We start from the raw sequence: 20,571 nt of genomic DNA, 5'->3' as shown, positions 1-20,571 counted from the left end.
GACTGCTGGTGGTTCTATCAGATTGTGGTATCGTTCAGCAAGTCGTGCTGCAGACAAAGCGCATATCTCGTACACGCTACCGTCGGTTTTCTACCGAACTTTTCGGTATATCGCTGACAGACCTCGTCCAAGCACTCACGCCAAGTCTTTCTGCTTCGCCATCTCGATCTCAAACCGCGCTCCGCCATCGGCTCCATCGGTTATAGACAACTCCCAGTCATGGGCTTCCACAATCCGTTTTACGATGGTCAACCCGAAACCAGTCCCACTCCGTGCTGACGAATGGCCGGGATCGAACACTTTCTCGCGCTCTCCGACTGGAATTCCCGGCCCATCGTCCTCGACGTAGATCCCATCTCCATCGTGACATCCGACACGGACGGTCACGTCGGACCCACCGTGTTCAACAGCGTTGCGGAACAGGTTCTCGAAAACGTGCCGTAACCGGTCGCGATCACCTTGGAAGGCCATCTCGTCGACAATCTCGATGCTCGCGTCCTTCGTGTCGACTGTCCCCCAGCACTTCCCGACGAGGTCAATCAAGTTGATCGACTCAGTTTCGCTTATCGTGTTGCCCTGGCGAGCAAGCGTCAACGTATCCTCGACAATCGCCTCCATCCGGTCGAGCGCCTGCACGAGCGGATCGAGATGATCGCTTTCTGCCTGCTCGGCAAGGAGCGTAGCACGACTCTGCGCGACGTTGAGCGGGTTGCGCAAATCGTGGGAAACAACACTCGCAAACTCTTCGAGGCGCTCGTTCTGCTGGCGTACCTGTCTTTCCCGCTCAACGCGTTCGGTCACGTTCCGAGTGACCCCAACCAGACGCGCAACGTCACCATCCTTGACCACCGGCGCGAGTTTCGTCTGCCAGAAACGTGCTCCCTCGTCGACCTGGAGTTCCTCTTCGTACGAGATAGGTTTGCCAGCGTTGACACAACGGTGATAGTTCGCTTCGAGCTCGGCTCCCTGCTCCTCGCCGAACACATCTCGTGGCGTCTGGCCCTGTACTTCCTCTGTCGTAATTCCGGTCTGGCGCTCGTAGGAAGGGCTGAGGCGTTCAAATTCAAATCGGACACTATCCTCACCCTCTTCGACATTGAGGAGGAAGATAGCATCCTCGACGTTGTGCAAGAGGGCTTCGTACTCTTCGGCGAGTTCCTGGGCCCTGGCCTCGTATTCCTTTCGCTCGGTGATATCCCGACTGCTGAGGAGAATCCCATCGATGATCTCGTCGTCAAGTCGATTCCGCATTGTGGCTTCGATCCAGCGCCACGAGTCGTCGGCGTGGCGGAACCGGACTTCGACAGTCTCGGATTCAGACGGATTCGAGAGAACGGTCTCCAGCGCATCGGCGTTTCGTTCCCGGTCCTCGGGATGGACGAACTCGTATCCCTCATGGCCAACCAATTCGTCGGGATCGTAGCCGAGAACCCGTGTGACAGCCGGACTGACGTACGTTATCGTCCCGTCGGGAGCAACGACTGTTGCGAGATCGCTTAGTTCCGCAACGAGCGTCCGATACCAGTCAGCCCCGTGTTTATCGTTCTCTCGGGGAGTCGTCTCGTCTTCCATTAGTCGTACTGTGTCCAGTACATATGTATGCATTTTGAACCCCCGTTCTCTCTCCAATAGAAGCGGCCGCTGGACGGTCACACCGCTACTGACGGAGATGGACCAACTGGCGGGCGCTGCCGAATAGATCGCGTACTGACGCACGGATAGGTTCGATCTCCAGTGGAATTGTTGCCGTTTTTGAAATTTTGGGTGCAGTTCGCACAGTAGTGATCGGCAGCGATCACCTGTCCGCAGATCTGGCTCCGACAGAAGTCTGGTGACAACAGGGATCCCACGGTACACAGAGCGCGTACTGCAAGGGATCTACTGTGAGGGTCCGTCAAGCACTATTCCGAGCCGTGCCTCCCGATTCCGACCGCGATCAGCAACAGCACGAGTACGATGGGGTGTGAACGAGTTCCCCGGGATACGTCATTATTCCCACGAACATCGCGGCAACGAAGATGACCACGTTCTTCCAACGTGTACTCACTCGCCGCTGAATCGCTCCGTTCACGTGTACGTTCTGTCTGTTAGCTGTCACTCCGATTTACTCTGTAGGTGACCGTCAGTGTTTGTACCACCGTCTTCGATGGCAGGGTGACAGGAACGATTTCTGTCTGGGGATCACGACTACGCGGTCACCGTGAATATTTGCGTTCCTCGGTGCTGCATTCACACTCTGTATTCAGCGGCTTCCCTCTGGCAGATACTAATGGAGTCACGGTCTGCTCCGCATCGCAGACGCTCACTCCCCCGGCGGTCCGCCCTCCGCCAGCACCCGCCGGTACACCAGGTAGCGGTGGACGCCGTAGACGCAGGTCACGAGCCCGGTGGCGGTGATGACCTGTGCGTAGTACCCGCCACCGCGGAAGGCGAGCAGGTACGCGCCAAGCGCGAGCGCGAACAGGCCGACCCGGAACACCGCGACGAGCCCGAGATAGCCGCTCTCGACGGCGGCGACGACCTCGCGGTCGCGGCTGTAGGCACGATCCGAACCGGTGTCCGGACGGGCTCTGCGACCGATTTCCTCGGGAACCGGTTCCGAGTAGGCGGGGAAGGGATCGACGGACTCCGGGAATGGCGGGTCGGGTTCGTCCGGCCAGGTCTCACCGAACATACATCCGTGTAGGGTGGCCGCGGGTATAGCTGTCATGCCGACGACGCTGTCGTCCGTGTCCGGAGCAGGCCCCGGGCCAGCAGGCCGGCGGCGACGAGTAGACAGACCGCCAGCCCGACGAAGGCGACGGTGTAGTCGGCCGCGGCCGCGACCGAGCCCACGTAGACCGGCCCCAGGGCCCCGACGCCGAGAAAGAGGGCGCGGGCGGCCCCGAGGTCGCCGCCGGTGTTGTCGTCGGGGGCGGCGTCCAGCAACACGGCGTCGGCCACGGGAAAGAGCGCCTTGTACCCGAGCGCGAACAGCGCGATGGCACCGATCACGACCCACAGCCGCGACGCCACGACGACGCCGACCAGCGCCGCGACGGCGAGCGCGAGGCCGGCGACGCCGACCGCCCGGCGTGGCACCCGGTCGGAGACCAGTCCGGCGAGCGGTTTCGCCCAGACGCCGACGAGGAACACGACGGCGAACAGCGCCGCCGCCAGCGATTCGCTCATCCCCTTCCCCTGTGCGAGGTAAGTCGGCAGGAAGTTGACCCACGCGCCGACGACGAAGAAAAACAGGGCGAAGGCGATCAGCGCCTCCCGCTGGGCGGTCGTCGTCGAGAGCCGCCGGACCGTCTCCCGGAGGCCCAGGTCCATCCGTCCCAGGTCGTAAGGGTCGCGATTCCAGCGGACGTACACCACGCCCAGCACGAACAGCGCCACGGCCACCGGGAGGAAGGGTGCCCGCCACGAGAGTCCCGGCACCGTGGGGACGAACCCGCCGACCGGCCCGAGATCGGCGGCCGCGCTCCCGGTGACGATCAGCGCCGCTATCGAGGCCAGCACGCCGCCCGCGTCGGTGCCAGCGGCGTACAGGCCGAGCGCCTGGCCGCGGCGCTCGACGAACAGATCCGACAGCAGGGCCCGCGAGGGAACCGCGTAGAGCCCTTTCCCGATTCCCAGCAGGAGCGCACCGCCGACGAAAAACAGGGGCGAGACCGACCACGCGAACAGGAAGAAAGCGAGGGTCAGCGCCGCGAGGCCGGGGACGATCAGGGCCGCTCGCGAGAACCGGTCCGAGAGACGGCCGCTGGGGTACTGGACGACCGCGTAGACCGCCTGAAAGCCCCCGAGGACGAACCCGGCGGTCACGGTCGTGATGCCCAGGTCGTCGATGATGGCGGGCAGGAGCGGCGAGAGCAGGAATCGGCCGAGCTGGAGCACGGCCCAGGCCAGCGCGAGACTGCCGAGCATCCGACCGCCGTAGCCCGACAGGAGAGACTCGTCCGTCACGTCGACCCGTGCGCTCTGGATCCTCTTGGTACGTACGACTTTCCTCCCATCTCTGACCTGCCCCACGTTCACGTTACTCCCGTGTAACCCGGTTTGTGACGGGTTAGCGTCCACTTTTGTGTCTCGCGCCCCTGTATCTTGATACGCTATGTCCGAACAGCACTGTCTCGTCTGCCGGACGGACTATCGCGACGCCGACCGACGCATCGCACGAAAACTCCTCTGTGAACGCGGCTTCCGGAACGCCTGCGAACGCTCGTAACGCGTTCAACTACCGGTACTTTTCTGCGACTCGACACCGTAGTCGGCGGTATGTCACTGCGTCGAGCACGGCGCCGGGCCTCCCTCGACGGCGCCCTCACCGGGGCGGTCACCGCACTCGCGCTCGTCGCCAGTCGTGACGAGGAGCGAGGGTCGTCGCTCTTGTCCGCGCCCTCGCGCTCCTCGCCGGGGATCTCGCCGTTGCCGCCGAGGAACGGGCGCAGGCCGCCGAGTGAATCTTGAAGCTCGGGCCCCTACGGCGGATATGAACGAGAACCGTGCGACCGTCCTGGTGGCAGGGGCCAGCGGCGAAACTGGGCGCGAGATCCTCCGACTCCTCGACGGCCGTGACCCGACGGTCCGGGCGCTGACCCGCGACGAATCGAACGCCGACCGCCTGCGGGCCTGGGGGGCCGACGAGGTGGTCGTCGGCGACCTGCTCGCCGAGACCGGACTGGACGCGGCCGTCGAGGGGGTAGACGTCGTCCTCTCGGCGGTCGGATCGACGCCGAGCGCCGTGCTGACGGCCGAGCAATTCGTCGACGGGGTGGGCACTATCGCCCTGCTGGAGGCGGCCGTCGACGCCGGAGCCGAGGCGTTCGTCATGGAGTCGGCCCTGGGGGTCGGTGGCGAGGGCGGGAGCGTGCTGGCCCGTCTCTTCGACGCGGCCATCGGGCCGATCCAGGACGCCAAGGCCCGCGCCGAGGCCGCGATCCGGGCGGCCCCAGTCCGCCACACCATCCTCCGGCCGGGCGTGTTGACGAACGGCCGGCGGACCGACGACGTGACCGTCGCGCCGGCGGACACAGGTCTGTGGGGCTCTGTCTCCCGGGCCGACGTGGCGCGACTGATGGCCGCGGCTCCCTACACCGGCGCGGCCGCCGACCGGACACTCGAAGCCGTGGCGACGCCGTCACACCGCGAGGTGGGGCTGGCTATCGACTGGCGACTCCCGCGGGCGAGAGCCGAGGAGATCAGCGTCGAGGTGGTCGACGGCTGACTCGGCGGTCGCCGGACGCGTGGCTTTGGGGCGGTGTCGAAAGAAGGGGTATGGACCAGTTGCCGGCGGATCAGAGCCGGTCGGCGATGATGTTCTTCTGGATCTCGCTGGTGCCCTCGTAGATCTTGGTGATCCGGGCGTCGCGGTAGTAGCGCTCGACGGGGTGGTCGGTGACGTAGCCCGCGCCGCCGTGGACCTGGATGGCCTCGTCGGCCACGTCGACGGCGTGTTCGGAGGCGAAGAGCTTCGCCATGCTGGCGAACTTCGCGGCGGTCTGGTCGCGACCGGCCTCGACCGTACTCGCCGCGCGGTAGGTCAGCGAGCGGGCGGCCTCGACGTTGGTCGCCATCTCGGCGAGCTTGTGCTGGATGGCCTGGAACTCGTCGATGGTCTGACCGAACTGCTCGCGCTCGCTGGCGTACTCGATGGCGGCGTCGAGTGCGCCCTCGGCGGCCCCGACGGCCTGGGCGGCGACGCTGGTCCGACCGGAGGCGAAGAAGTCCATCAGCTGGTAGAAGCCCTTGTCGACCTCGCCGATCACGTTGTCCTCCGGCACGCGCACGTCGTCCAGCATGACCTCCGCCAGGTCCGAGGCGCGGATGCCGAGCTTGTTGTCGATCTTCTCGGTCTGGACACCCTCGGTGTCCATCGGGACGAGGAAGGCGGTGATGCCGCCGTGGCCCTCGCCGGGTGTGGTCTTGGTCATGCAGACGCCCACGTCGGCGACGGTACCGTTCGTGATCCACATCTTGTTGCCGTTGATGATCCACTCGTCGCCGTCTTTCTCGGCGTGGGTCTCGATGCCCGCCACGTTCGAACCGTGGGCGGGCTCGGAGATCATCGAACAGGACGCGGAGTCACCGTTGGCGATGGACGGCAGGTACTCCTCTTTCATCCACTCGTCGCCGTACTCGACGATCATGTCCGTCCCGAAGCCGGCGGAGCCGACCGCGCTCCCGATGCCCGGATCGGCCCGCCACAGTTCTTCCGTGACGATGATCGAAGACAGGAGGTCCATCCCCGCGCCGCCGTACTCCATGGGGATGTTCGGTGCGACGAAGTCGGCCTCCGCGGCCTTCCGGCGAATCTCCTCCGGATACTCCTTGTTCTGGTCGTGTTCCTTGGCGACGGGCTTTATCTCCTCCTCGCCGAAGTCCCGAACGGCCTTCCTGATCGCGCGGTGTTCGTCCGATAGCTGGAACGACATACGCCATCATAATGGCTGTCCTGTAAAATATATTCCGGGAACAGATTACGGTGTTAAGAATACACTCGGGAACGAAGATGTGTGTAAATAACCCCTTTTTCAGGGCGACGGGATTTCCGGGTAGGACTGGCGCTGGCCGGTGGAGTTGCGGGCTAGCACGCGGACCGTAGCCCCGCGGCGGCCGTCGCGGCGCTCGGTGCGCTCGTCGTAGTGGACTACCGTGAGATCCAGACAGGCCCGCAGGAGTTCGTTGGCGGCGAAGCGGTACCGATCCGTGCTGGGCCCTCGCTCCACCGCGTCCGTGGTCCGGAGGTGGTGCTGGACGAACAGGTAGCCGCCGGGTTCCAGCGCGGCCGTGATGTCGGCGAGGCGGTCGAGCGCCCGGTAGAAACTGATCGTGATCACCGCGTACCGCGATTCGGGGAAGGCGTGGCTCGGCACGTCCGTCTGGACGAGTTCGAGGCGGTCGGCGACGCCGCGCTCGCGGGCGTTCTCGCGGGTGATCTCCAGCCCCGCCCGGGACTGGTCGAGCGCGTCGACCCGGTAGCCCTCGCTCGCCAGGAAGACGGCGTTGCGGCCGGTGCCGGTCGCCACGTCCAGCGCTCGGCCCTCGGGGAAGGCGTCGACGGCGCGTTCGAGCAACGGATCGGGGTCGGGGTCCTGTGGGTACTCGCCCGCGCGGAACCGCTCGTCCCAGCTTGGCATGCTCGAAGCGAGGGCCGCCGGGACCGTGAAGGACCGGGGTCGACGGTTCCGGAACCGGCCCGTCTCGCCGCGAGCGCGGGGGACTTGAGCCGGCACTGTGTTCGGTCCGTGATGACGGACGATCTCTTTACGCCGCTGACGCTGTCGGAAACAACGCTGCCGAATCGCGTGATGGTCTCGCCGATGTGCCAGTACTCCTGTGACGACCGCGACGGACTCGCGACGGACTGGCACTTCCAGCATCTGACCAGTCGCGCTGTCGGCGGCGCGGGCGTCGTGATGACCGAGGCCACCGCCGTCGAGCCGCGTGGCCGGATCTCCCCCGAAGACCTGGGCATCTGGAGCGACGAACACGCCGACGCGCTCACCGAGATCACCGATTTCGTCCGCGAGCAGGGCTCCGTTCCGGCGATCCAGCTGGCCCACGCCGGCCGGAAGGCCGCAACGTCCCGCCCCTGGGATGGGCACGACCCGCTCCAGCCCGACGACGGCGGCTGGGAAACGGTCGCACCGACCGACCAGCCCTACCCCTACGAGGACGACGCGCCGCCGACACGGGCGATGACCGAGGCCGACCTCGCCGACGTGCGTGAGGCCTTCGCCGACGCCGCCCGCCGCGCGCTGGACGCGGGGTTCGAGATCGCCGAGGTCCACGCCGCCCACGGCTATCTCCTCCACGAGTTCCTCTCGCCGGTCACGAACACCCGTGACGACGAGTACGGCGGCGACTTCGACGGCCGCGTCCGGTTCCCGCTGGAAGTGATCGAGACCGTCCGCGAGGTCTGGCCCGACGACAAGCCCGTCTTCGTCCGCATCTCCGCGACAGACTGGCTCCCCGACCGTGAGTCCTGGACGGTCGCGGACTCGATCCGCTTCGCCGACCGCGCCAGCGAGGCCGGCGTCGACCTGATCGACGTGTCCGCCGGCGGCATCCACCCCGACCAGCAGATCCCCTCGGGCGGCCCGGGCTACCAGATCCGCTACGGCCGCCGGGTGAGAGAGGGCTGTGATGCGGCCTCCGAGGATCTGAAGATCGGTGCCGTCGGCGGCATCACGACGCCCGAACAGGCCGATTCCCTCGTGCGAAATAGCAGGGCCGACCTCGCTATCGTCGGCCGCGAGCATCTTCGGGACCCGTACTTCACGCTGCACGCTGCGCAGAAACTGGGACGGGAGGACGAAGTTGACGTACCGCCGCAGTACTACCGGGCGTTCTAGAGCTCCGACCCGCTCGACGCGTCGGGGAGTTCGACCTTCTCGTACTCGATGCCGAGTTCGTTCAGCGCCGCCTCCACGTCTTCCTCGCGGGCGAAGTCCGCGCCGGCCTCCTCCCGGATGCGCTGGGCGGTCGCCAGCACCTCGCCCTTCCGCTCGTCGGGGATGGAGAACTTGTCCGTCGACAGTTCCAGCAGGAAGCCGTTGTGATCGCGGGTGTACAGCGAGTGGAAGATGCCCCGATCGAACTCGTTGTAGTGCCGGTCGGCGTCGTCGAGGGCCTCGCGGATCTCGACGAACCGCTCGGGGTCGATCGACAGCGCGAGGTGGTGGACGCCGCCGACGCCGGCCCGTGGGGGTTGCTGGTTCGACGGCCGGTCGCCGACGAAGAAGGTGATGATCCGCCCGTCGCCGGTGTCGAAAAACAGGTGGGTCGAGGAGGGGTCGTCGAGGTTGGGCTGGCGGAGGACCAAGGGCATGCCCAGCAGGTCGCGGTAGAACGCGATGGTGTCCTCCTCGTTGCTGCCGACCAAGGTGATGTGGTCGGTGCCGGTGGTGTGGATCGGGCTGTCCGGGAGGTCCGCGGTTACGTCGGGCGTGTCGTCAGTCATGCAACCGTGTAGCGGCGGGAGCCGCTTGGGCCTGTCGCCGAGTCCGGAACTCCTCGATCAGTCCGTGAGGACGCCCTCGATGCGACCGCCCGACTGGGTGCCGTCGGTGACGGTGAAGCCGTCGAGCAGATCACGAAGATCGCGGGCGCGCTCGGAGAGGCCGGTCACGTCGTCGCGCACGCCGGTGATGGCGGTCGTCTGCTCGCTGGTCGCGTCGGCGGCCTCGTCGGCCCGTGTTGCGGTCTCCTCGCTGATGGTCCCCACGTCGTCGACCATCGCGACGACCTCCTCGGCGGAGGCCGCCTGATCGTCGGTCGTCGTCGCGATGGACTGGACACCGTCGTTTGTCTCCTCGATGTACGTGACGATTTCGCCCAGCGTCTCGGCGGTCTCCTCGACGGCCGCGACGCCCTCGTCGATGCGGTCGTCGGCCCTGCGGATGTCCGTGACCGCCGTCTCGGTCGCGGTCTGGACGTCCGTGATGAGCCCCTCGATCTCCTCGGTCGCGTCGGCGGTTTCCTCCGCGAGATCTTTCACCTCGTCGGCGACGACGGCGAACCCCTCGCCGGCCTCGCCGGCGCGAGCGGCCTCGATGGAGGCGTTCAGCGCCAATATGTTCGTCTGCTCTGCGATGTCGTCGATCAGGTCGATGATAGACTCGATCTCGTCCATCTCGGTCCGGAGCTGTTCGATCTCCTCGACGGCCGTTCGGGCGGCCTCGCCGACAGCGGTGATCGTCTCGACCGCCTCGTCCGCCCGCTCGCGCCCCGCCTCGCCGAGCGTGGCGGCGGCCTCGGACTGGTCGGCGATCTCGTCGGTCGCGGACGCGACCTCCTCGATGGTCGCCGAGAGGTTCGTCAACTCGTCGGCGGCCTGCCCGACGTTCTCGCGCTGGCGCCCCGCGTCTTCCGCGATCCGCTCGACCGTCTCGCTCACCGACTGGCTGGTGTCGGTCACGCGGTCGGTCTCGGTCGCGATAGTCCCGCTCTCCTCGTCGACCGTGACGGCGAACTCCCGGATGCGGACGATCGTCTCTTCCAGTTGCACGACCATCTCGTTGAACGCGGTCGCGATCTCGGCCATCGCCTCGTTGTCCTGGTCCGTGTTCAGCCGGCGCGTCAGGTCGCCGTCGGCGGCCGCCGCCATGACCGCGCCGAACTCGCGGGCGCGGGATTCGAGGTCGGCCGCGAGGGCTTCGGCCTCCTCGTGAGCCTGCTCGGCGTCTGCCTGTGCCTCTCGTGCCCTTTTGCTGGCGTCTTCGGCCTCTTCGCGAGCCTCCTCCGACTCCTCGATGGTCTCACCCAGGGACTCCGCGGTCCGTTCGAGCGAGTCGAACACGCGCCCGATCTCGTCGTGGCGGTCCACGTCGAAGTCGATGTCGTAGTTCCCGTCGTCGACCTCCCCGACCTTCCGGTCGAGGACGACCAGCGAGTGGTACATCTCCGCGTAGGCGAGAAAGCCGGTGAGGATCGTCACGACAGAGACTCCCAGCGCGGCGAGCAACGGGTCCCCGATGGTCAGCCCGAACACGAACGGACTGACCCCCAGCGACAGGACTGCCATGCCGAGCAACCGCGCTCCGAGGTTCCGCCGGATGACGGCCGGAAAGTACTGTTCGATCCGGACCGCGATCGACCCGAACCAGGTCATGATCCGCTCCGAACCGCTCGTGGAACGTGTGGCTGTCATAGCTCGAAAACACCAGTGTATGCTATCTCTCTACCCGGTCGCACCCTCTAAAACGCTCGCACGCGGTTATCATGGGTGATACCGAATCTCACGGACGCTGGGGATAGCTGGCGAGCCGCGGACCCGAACACTCAACAGGGAGACGCCCGTCCCGGTGAGTCATGGCTGGCACCAACCGGCAGTGGATTCTGGGGAGTCGTCCGACAGGTGAACCGACGATGGACAACTTCGAGCTCCGGGAATCGGAAATTCCCGAACCGGACCACGGCGAAGTCCTCGTGGAGTCCCGGTATCTCTCGGTCGACCCGTACATGCGCGGCCGGATGCGCGACGCCGAGTCCTACGCCGAACCGTGGGACGTGGGCGACGTGATGCAGGCCGGCGTCGTCGGCGACGTGGTCGCGTCCAACCACCCGGATTTCGAGGAGGGCGACGTAGCCACGGGCAACCTCCGCTGGGCCGAGTACACCGCCGCCGACGGCGACGACCTCCAGCCCGTCGATCCGGACCTCGCGCCCGTCTCGACGGCGCTGGGCGTGTTGGGGATGCCCGGCCGGACGGCCTACTTCGGGACGCTGGAAGTCGCGGAACCCGAACCCGGCGACACCGTGCTGGTCTCGGGCGCGGCGGGCGCGGTGGGATCGGTCGTCGGCCAGATCAGCAAGCTCGCGGGCGCTCGCGTGGTCGGCATCGCCGGTGCCGACGAGAAGACCGACTGGCTCACCGAGGAACTGGGCTTCGACGCCGCGATCAACTACAAGGAAGCGGACGACCTCTACGCCGCGGTCGGGGAGGCCTGCCCCGACGGCGTCGACGCCTACTTCGACAACGTGGGCGGCGAGATCACCGACGCCGCCTTCGCCCACCTCAACGTCCGGGCCCGCGTCGCCGTCTGTGGCCAGATCTCGCTGTACAACGCCACCGAGCAACCGATGGGGCCCCGGAAGCTGGCGGGGCTGATCGAGACCCGCGCCCGCGTCGAGGGCCTGCTCGTCCGGGACTGGGCCGGCCGGTTCGGCGAAGCGACCGAACAGCTGGCCGAGTGGGTCCAGACCGGTGACGTGCAGTACCGCGAGACCGTCACCGAAGGCTTCGAGAACATGCCCGAGGCCTTCCTCGGACTGTTCGACGGCGTCAACATCGGCAAACAACTCGTCAAAATCGAGTGACGGACCTCAGGCGGTGTCGTACCGGACCGAGCCGTCGGTGACCGTCGCCACCGTCCAGGCCCGGGCCAGACGCGCGTTCTCGCGAAGGTGGTGTTCCGGGACGAGCGGCAGCGGCACAGGTCGATAGCCGCGGGCCTTCATCGCGGCGACGCCGCTGAATCTCCCGATCTCGCGCCCGTGACCGGCGAGGTGCATCTGCCTGTCGTCACCGCGGCTGTACCGGTAGGGAAACGCGGCCGGATCGGGCCCGGGACAGCGGAGCGAGTCGACCGATTCGAGCGCCACCCGGACCGTGCCGTCGGCCGCGCAGACGAGTCTCCGGTCGCCGGTCTCGTCCGCGTCGGGGCCGGAACCCGTGGGTTCTTCCCGCCAGGTTACGGTCTCGTCGGCCTCGACACACGCGTAGCTGTCGTCGGACAACATGATCCGGTCGGGAACCGTGTAGAACGTCCGGTGCCCGTCCGTGCTGGCCCGGCACAGGAACGGATCGGCCAGGAGGGCACGGACCGCCGCGGCGGTCTCGGGGGCCGCGACGAACAGCGTCGCCTGTCCGTCCCGGGCCGCGGCCGCGAGGCGGGCGACCACCGTCAGCGCGAGCGTGTCACCGCCGAGCGCCGACCGGCCGCCGACGCCGCGCCGGCCGGCGAGTGGCTCGACGGCCAGCGGCCGATCCGTGACGGCGTCGGGTGCCGAACCGTCGACGGCGACGGCGGCGGGCCCGTCACCGGACAGGCGCGTCACCTCGAACCCGCGGTCGCGGAGGTCCGACAGGACCGGTTCGGGGTCGGGTCGTGGTGTGTGTACCATCGCCCACGGTTAGGGCTGGATCGACATGAACGCACGGGGCGACCGCGCACAGCCGCTGCCTCCCTGGCGGAACCGACCGCTCGCGGGCGAACAGGTATTTAGTGCTCGCGGCCCTAGACCCGTCGATGTCGACCCCTTCGTCGTCGACGCCAGCGGCCTTGCCGTCGGAGCTTCCCGACCCGGAATCGCTGTCGGAGACGTTCCGCGTCTACGACGTCGAGATCGCCGACGGGGACGCCCGGTACTACGGCGAACCGATGGCCGCCCAGGACACCGTCGTCCAGCAACTCGCCCCGCGCTTTCGCGAACGGGGCTACCGCGTCCGACTGGCCCGTGAAACCGGCGAACACGTCCTGGTGGCGACCGAACGATCCCCCGGCGTCGAGGGCATCCCCTGGACCAACGTCGGGCTGTTTTGCCTCACGGTCGCGACGACCCTGTTCGCGGGCGCTCGATGGTACGGGTTCTCCCTCGAAGGCGGTCCCGCCGCCCTGCTCGGGGCCTGGCCGTTCGCACTCTCCGTCCTTGCGGTGCTGGCGGTCCACGAGTTCGGCCACTACGTCCTCTCGCGCTACCACGGCGTCGAGGTCTCCCTGCCCTATTTCATCCCGATTCCGAACGTCCTCGGGACGCTGGGGGCGGTGATCCGGATGCGGGATCATATTCCCAGTCGCCGGGCGCTGTTCGACATCGGCGTCGCCGGTCCGCTGGCCGGCCTCGCCGCGACCGTCGTCGTCACCGCGGTCGGTGTCTCCCTGCCCCCCGTCGACGTGGGGGCCGCCGCCGGCACCTCCTTCGCCCAACAGTACCAGCTGGGGTACCCGCCGCTGATCCAGGGCATCGCCCTGTTGCTAGGCGAACAGCTCTACTACAGCGATCCGTCGCTGATCGCCAACCCCGTCGTCATCGGCGGCTGGGTCGGCGCGTTCGTCACCTTCCTGAACCTGCTCCCGGTGGGCCAACTCGACGGCGCGCACGTCCTCCGGGCGCTGATCGGCGAGTACCTCGACACCGCACAGTTACTGGTGCCCGTCGGCCTGCTCGGGCTGGCGGCGTACGTCTACGTCGTCGAGAGTGCCACGATGGTCGCCGTCCTCTGGGGGTTCTGGGCGTTTCTGGCGTTGCTCTTCACCCGAATCGGCGGGGCCGAACCGCTCGACCCGAGCCCGGTCGACTCCCGTCGTCGAGCGGTCGCGGCCGCCACACTCGTGCTGGCCGCCCTGACGTTCACGCCGATTCCCATCTCCGTCACCGGGTTCTGAGCGCTACTGGAGGAATCCCGACCCGATGGCGACGAGCGGCACCAGAATCGCGAGGTAGACTGCCGCCGAGAGCGCCCAGTCGAGGCGGGTTCGCTCGACCCGAGCGCGTGTCAGTCCCCGCGACTGCGGGAGGACGACCACGACGAAGAAGCCGACCATGGCGAGGTACATGATCGCCGTCGTGAGCAGGTACGTGCTCGCGGACGCGCCGAGCAGTCCCTCCCCGAACAGCAGGAGGGTGACGAACAGCGGCCCACTGGCCCCCCCGGCGAGGTAGTGGACGACCGCGGCCAGCCGTGGGTGGGCGTCCGCGGGCCGGCGGTCGGTGAGGACGCCCGCGGCGACCTGTGGCGGCGTCATGCCTTCCGGGAGGCGTGCCATCACGCCGTCCATCCCGAGCGTGGCGATCACCCCCGCCACGACGCCGACGACGAGTCGAAGCGGTACCGCGAGCGACGGTGTGGCGACCAGCGGTTCCATACCCCTTCCTGAGGCTCGCGACCACTTCGGCGTTCCCGTTCGGGAGCGAAGCTCCCAAGCCGTCTCAGGCCCTGGCACGCGTATGCGTCTGTTCTGGCACCGCCGCGACCTGCGCACCCGTGACAACGTCGGCCTGGCCGCCGCCGCGACCGACACCGTCGTCCCCGTCTTCGTCGTCGACGGAGATCTGTTCGACGCCGTCGGTGACCGTCAGCAGGCCTTCTTCCTGCGCGGCGTCGAGCGACTGCGCGAGCGCTACCGCGAGTTTGGGAGCGATCTGGTCGTCCGGACCGGCGACCCCGAGTCGGTCCTCCCCGCGCTCGCCAGCGAGTTCGACGCCGACGGCGTGACCTGGAACGAACACTACCGGGCGGCCCGCCGGAACCGGACCCGGCGGGTCCGGGCGGCGCTGGACACCGACACCGCCGAACACACCGACCACGTGCTTGTCGACCCCGGCCGCCTGGACCGGGCCTACCCCAACCACAGCCAGTTCCACGACGACTGGCAGGCGGTGCCCAAACACGACCCCGCACCGGAGCCCGACCCGGCCGACCTCGCCGACGTGACCGACGACGGCGACGTTCCGGCGGTCGACCCGGACATCGACCTCCCGACGGCCGGCTACGACGCCGCCCGCGAGCGATACGACGCGTTCCTCCAGGACGGCATCTACAGCTACAGCGACACCCGGGACGACCTCGCCGCGGCCGTCGACCGCCCGACACAGGCCGTCTCGCGCATGTCGCCGTACCTCGCCGCGGGGATGATCGGCATCCGGGAACTGTGGCGTGACGCCACCGAGATCCACGACGCCGTCGACGGCCCCGACCGGCGCAACGTCTCGAAGTACCGGTACGAACTCTCCTGGCGGGAACAGAACTACCACCTCCTGCACTACAACCCGGACCTGCCCGTCGAGAACTACGAATCGATGCCGAACGACATCGCGTGGCGCGACGACCCCGAGGACTTCGCGGCCTGGCAGGCCGGCGAGACGGGCTACCCCCTCGTCGACGCCGGAATGCGCCAGCTGAATCAGGAGGGGTACGTCCACAACCGCCCCCGGCAGGTCGTCGCCTCCTTCCTCACGAAACACCTGTTGATCGACTGGCGCAAGGGTGCCCGCTACTTCACGAAACAGCTGATCGACCACGACCCGGCCTCGAACCACGGCAACTGGCAGTGGATCGCCTCGACGGGGACCGACTCCGTCGACGTGCGCATCTTCGACCCCGTGAGCCAGACGAGCAAGTACGACGACGGCGCCGACTTCGTGAAGGCGTACGTTCCCGAACTGCAGGACGTCCCGGCGAAGAAGGTCGTCGACTGGCCGACCCTCCCGCCGGCAGAACGTGACGAGCTGGCCCCGGACTACCCCGACCCCATCGTCGACCGCAACGAGGGGTACGAACGCGCCCAGCGCGTGTTCGAGGAGGCGCTTGGCAAGCGGTAGCTGTCGGGATCGTCGTGGAAGCGCACCCGTTCGTCACGACAAAACGGATCGACAGTGCCGAAGGATCGACTCCGAACCTTCCGGATGGCTACGACCATCCCTCTAGTCGTCGCCGGCGGGCACCGCCCGGTCACTGGCGATCATGTCCGCGGCCTTCTCCGCGATGGCGATGGTCGGTGCGTTCGTGTTCCCGCTACTGATCGTCGGCATGACCGACGCGTCGACGACGCGGAGCCCGTCGACGCCGTGGACGCGCAGGCGGTCGTCGACGACGGCCATGTCGTCGTCGCCCATCTTGCAGGTGCCGACGGGGTGGTAGACGGTGTGGGCCGTCTCGCGGACGTGTTCCTTGATCTCGGCGTCGGTCTGGACGTCCTCGCCGGGCCAGACCTCCTCGCCGCGGAACTCGTCGAGCGGCTCGGCCTGGGCGATCTCCCGCGAGCGTTTGACGCCCTCGATCATCACCTCGAGATCCCGATCCTCGCTGAAGTATCGGGGGTCGATCACCGGGTCGTCGAACGGGTCCGCCGAGGAAAGCGTGATCCGCCCGCGACTCTCCGGGCGGACCTGCGTCGCACCGATGGAGAAGCCCATCCCCTCCTCGGGGTTGGCGAAGCCGTGCTCCATATAGTAGACGGGGGCGAAGTGGAACTGGAGGTTCGGCGCGTCCAGATCGGGTTCCGTCCGGACGAACCCGCCGCTCTCGGCGATGTTGGTCGTCGCCGCGGGCTCGGGCGGGCCGCTGGTTCGCTCGTAGACGGTGAAGGCGAAGAGGTGATCCTGCAGGTTCCGGCCGACACCGGGCAGGTCTACCTGTACGTCGATGCCGTGGTCGGCGAGGTGGTCGGCGGGACCGATCCCCGAGCACATGAGCAACTGCGGGGAGTTGACCGCGCCGGCGCTCAGGATCACGTCGCCGTCGGCGGCGACCTCGTGGCGGTCGCCGTCCTGTTCGTAGACGACACCGGTCGCCCGGCCGCCCTCGAGGGTGACCTCGGTGACCTGTGCGCCCGTCTCGACGGTCAGGTTGTCACGTTCCATCGCCGGCTTGACGTAGGCCGCGGCCGCGCTACACCGCACGCCGTCCTCCTGGGTGACGTGGTAGTAGCCCACGCCCGCCTGTTCGGCCCCGTTGAAGTCGTCGTTGCGGGGGATGCCGACGGACTCGGCGGCCTCGATCAGCGCCGCCGAGGTCGGGTGGGGGTCCATCGGGCCGGCGACGTTCAGCGGCCCGCCCTCGCCGTGGAACTCGTCGGCCCCGGGCTCGAAGTTCTCGGCGCGCTTGAAGTACTCCAGCATGTCCTCGTACCCCCAGCCCTCGTTACCCTGCTCGGCCCAGGTGTCGTAGTCGAGTTCGTTGCCCCGGATGTAGATCATCGCGTTGATCGAACTCGACCCGCCCAGCACCTTCCCGCGGGGCCAGTACAGCTCCCGGTCGCCCATCTCCGCCTGTGGCTCGGTGTAGTACTCCCAGTCCACGTCGCTCTTGAACAGCTCCCCGAACAGCGCGGGGACGTGAATCTCGTCTTTCTCGTCCGGCTGCCCGGCTTCCAGCAAGAGGACGTCGGCGTCCCCGTCGGCCGAGAGACGGTGTGCCATCGCGCAACCGGCCGACCCGGCACCGACCACGATATAGTCGTGGGTGTGGGTGGTTCCCATGACACGCTACATGGGCGATTAACTATTAAAGATGGATGGTAACAAGTCTCAATCCACAAGCCGAGTGCTGGCATCGGTGTGGGACGGTGGCGGTGCCGGGCGGGGCAGGACTGACCCCAAGGAGTAATGTGGCGACCCGTCGGAATCCCGGGTATGACTGAGGCGAGACAGCGAGCGATGGTGGTGGGGGCCTCCTCGGGCATCGGCGAGGCGCTGGCGCGCGAACTCGCGGACGCGGGCTGTGACGTGGGCCTGACCGCCCGCCGCCGGGAGCTGCTGGAGGACCTGGGCCGGGTCCTCCCGACGAAGGCGTACGTGGCACGCATGGACGTGACCGACCTCGACGCGGCCCGGGAGACGTTCCACGAGGTCGTCGACGCGATGGGCGGGGTCGACGTGGTCGTTCTCAACGCTGGCGTGGCGTTCGAGAACCCCGATCTGGAGTGGGAGCCCGAACGGGATACCGTGGACACGAACGTCCGTGGATTCACCGCGCTGGCGACCGCCGCGATGGACCGCTTCGAGACGCAGGGCCACGGCCACCTCGTCGGCCTCTCCTCCGTCGCGGCCCGCTTTGGCAACGGCGAGTGGCCCGCCTACAGTGCCTCGAAGGCCTTCGTCTCGAACTACCTGGAGGGCCTGCGCTACCGGGCGGGCCGTATCGACGCCGACGTGGACGTGACGACCGTCGAACCCGGGTACGTCGACACGGACCTCGCTGGCGGTGATTTCTGGAAGGCCGACCGGGAAACCGCCGCCGAACAGATCCACCGCGCCATCGAGAAGAAACGCCGGCACGCGTTCATCACGCGTCGGTGGGTGCTGGTCGCGAAACTCATCGACTACATGCCCGACGTGTTGAAACGCCGGCTGTTCCGCTGAGCGGGTCGAGCGCCGATCTCGCTCAATCCAGTGCGTAGCCGATATCCTCGGTCAACTCCACGTCGCTCTTCCTGAAGGTGCCCGTCCCGCGGGCCAGCTCGTTGCCCTCGTCGTCGGTGGCGACCGCGCCCGCGATCAACTGGCTGGGGTTGTCGTTCAGCACTCGCCCTTCCGCGGTGATCGTCCCCTCCGAGACCGGTCGTTCGAGATAGAGGTTGAAATCGGTGGTCAGCACGAACACGTCCTCGACCAGCGAGTTGGCCGCGAAGAAGGCCGCGTCGTCCAGCGCCTTGAAGTACAGCGAGCCGTGGACTGCCCCCAGGGCGTGGTGGTACTCCTCGTCGACCGGGATCTCGAGGGTGGCCTCGCCCTCCCGGATGGACAGCTCGCCGGGGACGTGGTCGTTGACGTTCGAGCCGTGGTACATCGCCTCCAGTTTCCGGTAGTGGTCCGACATGGCCCGTCACAGACGCGGGTCGGGCAAAAACGGCCCGGTCGCACCTCAGTCCGCGGCCTGCGCGCCCCCGTTGCCCATCTCGGCGGGGTTCTGCATCCCCTCTTTGACCCCGAACCGGACGAGCGCGACGTTGATAGGGAACGCCGCGAGAAAGCCCAGCGACAGAGACAGCGACAGCGCCAACCAGAACAGCACGTCGGTCACGTGGGCGCTGGCGGCCAGCAACAGGTCCGACCCGATGGCGACGACCTCCATGATCGTGATCGAGGGCGTCTCGCTGTAGAGGGCGTCGCTGAGTGCGTCGCGGAACCCGACGCCCTCCTGCAGCAGCGGGCCGACCGTGAGACCGAACCCGAACAGGTATGCGAAGCCGAAGGTGACGGCGGCGACCCAGCCGACCACCAGACCCAGAATCGCCTGCGCGAGGGTGATGCCGACGATCTCGCCGGCTCCACAGCCCGAGTAACAGTGGGCGGTCGAGCGCAGGCCGCGCCGCCACAGCGAGTCACGACTGATCTGTGTCCGGCCGGAGACCCAGTAGATGGCCAGCCCGAACGGGCCCGAGTACAACACGACGAGCGTCCAGACCCCCTTCATGAGCGAGGGGAGGGCCTCGTTGCGCTCGCGGAGGTCCCACCACAGAACGACGACCGCGGCCGCGACGACGACCACCCAGCCGACCAGCAACCGCGGATCGGACAGGATCGGCGTCAGTACTTGTCGCGCCGGTTCGAGCGCGCGTTCGATCCGTGTGAGTAGACTCATGTTGCCCTCCTGGATACGTCGAGCGCCGACCGCACTGCCGTCGATCACACCATTGACGGTGGTGCCTCTATGCAGTTGTGGCTGTCACTCCGAAGCGAGTTCGCCCCATTGCTTCGGAAACCAAAGTTCAGGGCAACTCCTCACGCAGCCGTTCCACGTCGTCGCTGTCGTGGCCACAGAAGACGGTGGCGTCGGTCCGGCGCGCGAGGTCTTTGAGGAACTGCAGGCTCTCGAACCAGTCGCGTTTGCTCCAGAGCATCGGTCCGCCCATGGGCTGTTCGCCGTCGTAGTTGGCCCGCGTGAACACCTCGTCGCCGGCCAGGATCGCGGTGCCGAACCCGTCGAGGTCGAGTTTCACTCCCAGCAGGCCCGGCGTGTGGCCCGGCAGGTGGAGGAGTTCGAGGCCCTCGAACAGTTCCGTCCGGTCGCGGTGGATCACTGCCCAGTTCAGGTCGTGATCGAAGTCCGCGGCGACGTAGGCGTCGTCGCCGGCGTCGGTGTTCGCGCTGTAGTAGGCGTGTTTCAGTTCGGCCTCGTGGACGTAGATGGGAACGTCGGTCCCGTCGAAGTGGTGGAGGCCACCGGCGTGGTCGATGTGGAGGTGCGTCTGGATCACGGCGTCGATGTCCGAGACGGCGTAACCGACCGCCGCCAGCGCGTCCGGCAGCGGGTACTCGTCGGCGTCGTAGTGTTCGAAGGCGTCGTAGAGGGTTGAGGGCCAGTGACCCTCTCCCGCCTCGGGGTGGGAGCCGGTGTCCCAGAGGATCGTCGCTTCGGGGTGATCGATCACCAGATTGTACACCGCGCCGTCGCCCATCACCGTGTCCGGGTTCGGCTCGGTGGCGGTGCCGACGGAGAACCCCTCGATGATGTAGTTCACGTCCGAACGGACCGAACCCCGGTCGACGACCGTGACCGTCGCGTCTACCATGGCCGTGGATGCGAGCGTGACGTGTTAAAATTTCGTCTCCCGGCTCGTGTGCGTATGGGAAACG

At 67.3% G+C, this 20,571-nt stretch carries 19 protein-coding genes; 6 read left to right on the top strand and 13 right to left on the bottom strand.

From position 1 onward, the window contains the following. Nucleotides 1-135 precede the first annotated feature (135 nt). From MU521_RS08365 to MU521_RS08355, 3 genes are all read right to left on the bottom strand, one after another. Nucleotides 136-1,572 carry a PAS domain S-box protein gene (locus tag MU521_RS08365; protein ID WP_092690314.1) on the bottom strand — a complete coding sequence of 479 codons (1,437 nt, stop codon included), beginning with the start codon at nucleotides 1,570-1,572 and terminating at the stop codon, nucleotides 136-138. Between the two features lie 730 nt (nucleotides 1,573-2,302). Beyond that, on the bottom strand, nucleotides 2,303-2,674 hold the full coding sequence (locus MU521_RS08360; protein WP_092690317.1) for a DUF7322 domain-containing protein: 372 nt from the start codon (nucleotides 2,672-2,674) through the stop codon (nucleotides 2,303-2,305). Nucleotides 2,675-2,706: 32 nt separating this feature from the next. Further along, nucleotides 2,707-3,912 carry an MFS transporter gene (locus tag MU521_RS08355; RefSeq protein ID WP_092690777.1) on the bottom strand — a complete coding sequence of 402 codons (1,206 nt, stop codon included), beginning with the start codon at nucleotides 3,910-3,912 and terminating at the stop codon, nucleotides 2,707-2,709. Between the two features lie 565 nt (nucleotides 3,913-4,477). Here MU521_RS08355 and MU521_RS08350 point away from each other — a divergent pair. Then, nucleotides 4,478-5,212 (top strand): NAD(P)H-binding protein, encoded by a 735-nt coding sequence (locus MU521_RS08350; RefSeq protein WP_092690320.1) that lies wholly within the window; start codon nucleotides 4,478-4,480, stop codon nucleotides 5,210-5,212. Between the two features lie 70 nt (nucleotides 5,213-5,282). On the opposite strand, the gene MU521_RS08345 is transcribed toward MU521_RS08350, so the two are convergent. Next, nucleotides 5,283-6,419 carry an acyl-CoA dehydrogenase family protein gene (locus tag MU521_RS08345; RefSeq protein ID WP_092690322.1) on the bottom strand — a complete coding sequence of 379 codons (1,137 nt, stop codon included), beginning with the start codon at nucleotides 6,417-6,419 and terminating at the stop codon, nucleotides 5,283-5,285. Nucleotides 6,420-6,518: 99 nt separating this feature from the next. Continuing rightward, entirely contained in the window at nucleotides 6,519-7,124 is a 606-nt protein-coding gene (locus MU521_RS08340; protein ID WP_092690324.1) for a class I SAM-dependent methyltransferase, read from the bottom strand. 111 nt (nucleotides 7,125-7,235) lie between these two features. Here MU521_RS08340 and MU521_RS08335 point away from each other — a divergent pair, with 111 nt between their 5' ends. Further along, on the top strand, nucleotides 7,236-8,342 hold the full coding sequence (locus MU521_RS08335) for an NADH:flavin oxidoreductase/NADH oxidase (RefSeq protein WP_092690327.1): 1,107 nt from the start codon (nucleotides 7,236-7,238) through the stop codon (nucleotides 8,340-8,342). On the opposite strand, the gene MU521_RS08330 is transcribed toward MU521_RS08335, so the two are convergent. Further along, entirely contained in the window at nucleotides 8,339-8,950 is a 612-nt protein-coding gene (locus MU521_RS08330; protein ID WP_092690330.1) for a VOC family protein, read from the bottom strand. The two genes, MU521_RS08335 and MU521_RS08330, sit on opposite strands and share 4 nt — an antisense overlap. A gap of 57 nt (nucleotides 8,951-9,007) precedes the next feature. After that, nucleotides 9,008-10,639, bottom strand: a complete 1,632-nt coding sequence (locus tag MU521_RS08325) for a methyl-accepting chemotaxis protein (RefSeq protein WP_092690333.1) — start codon at nucleotides 10,637-10,639, stop codon at nucleotides 9,008-9,010. Between the two features lie 161 nt (nucleotides 10,640-10,800). On the opposite strand from MU521_RS08325, the gene MU521_RS08320 reads away from it, so the two are divergent. Next, nucleotides 10,801-11,808: an NADP-dependent oxidoreductase gene (locus MU521_RS08320; protein WP_092690335.1), complete on the top strand. Its 1,008-nt coding sequence runs from the start codon at nucleotides 10,801-10,803 to the stop codon at nucleotides 11,806-11,808. Between the two features lie 6 nt (nucleotides 11,809-11,814). Here MU521_RS08320 and MU521_RS08315 read toward each other — a convergent pair whose 3' ends face one another. Continuing rightward, complete coding sequence (locus tag MU521_RS08315) at nucleotides 11,815-12,615, bottom strand: hypothetical protein (RefSeq protein ID WP_092690338.1); 801 nt, start codon at nucleotides 12,613-12,615, stop codon at nucleotides 11,815-11,817. Nucleotides 12,616-12,740: 125 nt separating this feature from the next. Between MU521_RS08315 and MU521_RS08310 the strand changes: the two genes are divergently transcribed. Then, entirely contained in the window at nucleotides 12,741-13,877 is a 1,137-nt protein-coding gene (locus tag MU521_RS08310; RefSeq protein ID WP_092690341.1) for a site-2 protease family protein, read from the top strand. Nucleotides 13,878-13,880: 3 nt separating this feature from the next. Here MU521_RS08310 and MU521_RS08305 read toward each other — a convergent pair whose 3' ends face one another. Beyond that, on the bottom strand, nucleotides 13,881-14,357 hold the full coding sequence (locus MU521_RS08305; protein WP_092690343.1) for a hypothetical protein: 477 nt from the start codon (nucleotides 14,355-14,357) through the stop codon (nucleotides 13,881-13,883). A gap of 82 nt (nucleotides 14,358-14,439) precedes the next feature. Here MU521_RS08305 and MU521_RS08300 point away from each other — a divergent pair, with 82 nt between their 5' ends. After that, nucleotides 14,440-15,813, top strand: coding sequence for a cryptochrome/photolyase family protein (locus tag MU521_RS08300; protein ID WP_092690346.1), 1,374 nt, complete (start codon nucleotides 14,440-14,442; stop codon nucleotides 15,811-15,813). Nucleotides 15,814-15,915: 102 nt separating this feature from the next. Here MU521_RS08300 and MU521_RS08295 read toward each other — a convergent pair whose 3' ends face one another. Further along, nucleotides 15,916-17,472, bottom strand: coding sequence for a GMC family oxidoreductase (locus MU521_RS08295; protein ID WP_175452820.1), 1,557 nt, complete (start codon nucleotides 17,470-17,472; stop codon nucleotides 15,916-15,918). 153 nt (nucleotides 17,473-17,625) lie between these two features. On the opposite strand from MU521_RS08295, the gene MU521_RS08290 reads away from it, so the two are divergent. Then, the gene (locus MU521_RS08290; protein WP_092690348.1) at nucleotides 17,626-18,354 is read left to right on the top strand and encodes an SDR family NAD(P)-dependent oxidoreductase; all 729 of its coding nucleotides are present in this window, start codon (nucleotides 17,626-17,628) and stop codon (nucleotides 18,352-18,354) included. A gap of 22 nt (nucleotides 18,355-18,376) precedes the next feature. On the opposite strand, the gene MU521_RS08285 is transcribed toward MU521_RS08290, so the two are convergent. From MU521_RS08285 to MU521_RS08275, 3 genes are all read right to left on the bottom strand, one after another. Continuing rightward, entirely contained in the window at nucleotides 18,377-18,811 is a 435-nt protein-coding gene (locus MU521_RS08285) for a PaaI family thioesterase (RefSeq protein ID WP_092690351.1), read from the bottom strand. A gap of 45 nt (nucleotides 18,812-18,856) precedes the next feature. Beyond that, complete coding sequence (locus tag MU521_RS08280; RefSeq protein ID WP_092690782.1) at nucleotides 18,857-19,576, bottom strand: DUF4396 domain-containing protein; 720 nt, start codon at nucleotides 19,574-19,576, stop codon at nucleotides 18,857-18,859. 127 nt (nucleotides 19,577-19,703) lie between these two features. After that, nucleotides 19,704-20,507: an N-acyl homoserine lactonase family protein gene (locus tag MU521_RS08275; protein ID WP_092690354.1), complete on the bottom strand. Its 804-nt coding sequence runs from the start codon at nucleotides 20,505-20,507 to the stop codon at nucleotides 19,704-19,706. Between the last annotated feature and the right edge of the window lie 64 nt (nucleotides 20,508-20,571).

The sequence above is a fragment of the Halorientalis regularis genome, assembly GCF_023698535.1.
Taxonomy (GTDB): Archaea; Halobacteriota; Halobacteria; order Halobacteriales; family Haloarculaceae; genus Halorientalis; species Halorientalis regularis.
The sequence above is the reverse complement of the archived record's forward strand: the minus strand, read 5'-3'. Positions and strand labels throughout refer to the sequence as shown.

Bases quoted from the DNA above. Each gene is read 5' to 3' on its own strand.
- MU521_RS08365 (WP_092690314.1), bottom strand. From the start codon at position 1,572: ATGGAAGACGAGACGACTCCCCGAGAGAACGATAAACACGGGGCTGAC.
- MU521_RS08360 (WP_092690317.1), bottom strand. From the start codon at position 2,674: ATGTTCGGTGAGACCTGGCCGGACGAACCCGACCCGCCATTCCCGGAG.
- MU521_RS08355 (WP_092690777.1), bottom strand. From the start codon at position 3,912: ATGCTCGGCAGTCTCGCGCTGGCCTGGGCCGTGCTCCAGCTCGGCCGA.
- MU521_RS08350 (WP_092690320.1), top strand. From the start codon at position 4,478: ATGAACGAGAACCGTGCGACCGTCCTGGTGGCAGGGGCCAGCGGCGAA.
- MU521_RS08345 (WP_092690322.1), bottom strand. From the start codon at position 6,419: ATGTCGTTCCAGCTATCGGACGAACACCGCGCGATCAGGAAGGCCGTT.
- MU521_RS08340 (WP_092690324.1), bottom strand. From the start codon at position 7,124: ATGCCAAGCTGGGACGAGCGGTTCCGCGCGGGCGAGTACCCACAGGAC.
- MU521_RS08335 (WP_092690327.1), top strand. From the start codon at position 7,236: ATGACGGACGATCTCTTTACGCCGCTGACGCTGTCGGAAACAACGCTG.
- MU521_RS08330 (WP_092690330.1), bottom strand. From the start codon at position 8,950: ATGACTGACGACACGCCCGACGTAACCGCGGACCTCCCGGACAGCCCG.
- MU521_RS08325 (WP_092690333.1), bottom strand. From the start codon at position 10,639: ATGACAGCCACACGTTCCACGAGCGGTTCGGAGCGGATCATGACCTGG.
- MU521_RS08320 (WP_092690335.1), top strand. From the start codon at position 10,801: ATGGCTGGCACCAACCGGCAGTGGATTCTGGGGAGTCGTCCGACAGGT.
- MU521_RS08315 (WP_092690338.1), bottom strand. From the start codon at position 12,615: ATGGTACACACACCACGACCCGACCCCGAACCGGTCCTGTCGGACCTC.
- MU521_RS08310 (WP_092690341.1), top strand. From the start codon at position 12,741: ATGTCGACCCCTTCGTCGTCGACGCCAGCGGCCTTGCCGTCGGAGCTT.
- MU521_RS08305 (WP_092690343.1), bottom strand. From the start codon at position 14,357: ATGGAACCGCTGGTCGCCACACCGTCGCTCGCGGTACCGCTTCGACTC.
- MU521_RS08300 (WP_092690346.1), top strand. From the start codon at position 14,440: ATGCGTCTGTTCTGGCACCGCCGCGACCTGCGCACCCGTGACAACGTC.
- MU521_RS08295 (WP_175452820.1), bottom strand. From the start codon at position 17,472: ATGGGAACCACCCACACCCACGACTATATCGTGGTCGGTGCCGGGTCG.
- MU521_RS08290 (WP_092690348.1), top strand. From the start codon at position 17,626: ATGACTGAGGCGAGACAGCGAGCGATGGTGGTGGGGGCCTCCTCGGGC.
- MU521_RS08285 (WP_092690351.1), bottom strand. From the start codon at position 18,811: ATGTCGGACCACTACCGGAAACTGGAGGCGATGTACCACGGCTCGAAC.
- MU521_RS08280 (WP_092690782.1), bottom strand. From the start codon at position 19,576: ATGAGTCTACTCACACGGATCGAACGCGCGCTCGAACCGGCGCGACAA.
- MU521_RS08275 (WP_092690354.1), bottom strand. From the start codon at position 20,507: ATGGTAGACGCGACGGTCACGGTCGTCGACCGGGGTTCGGTCCGTTCG.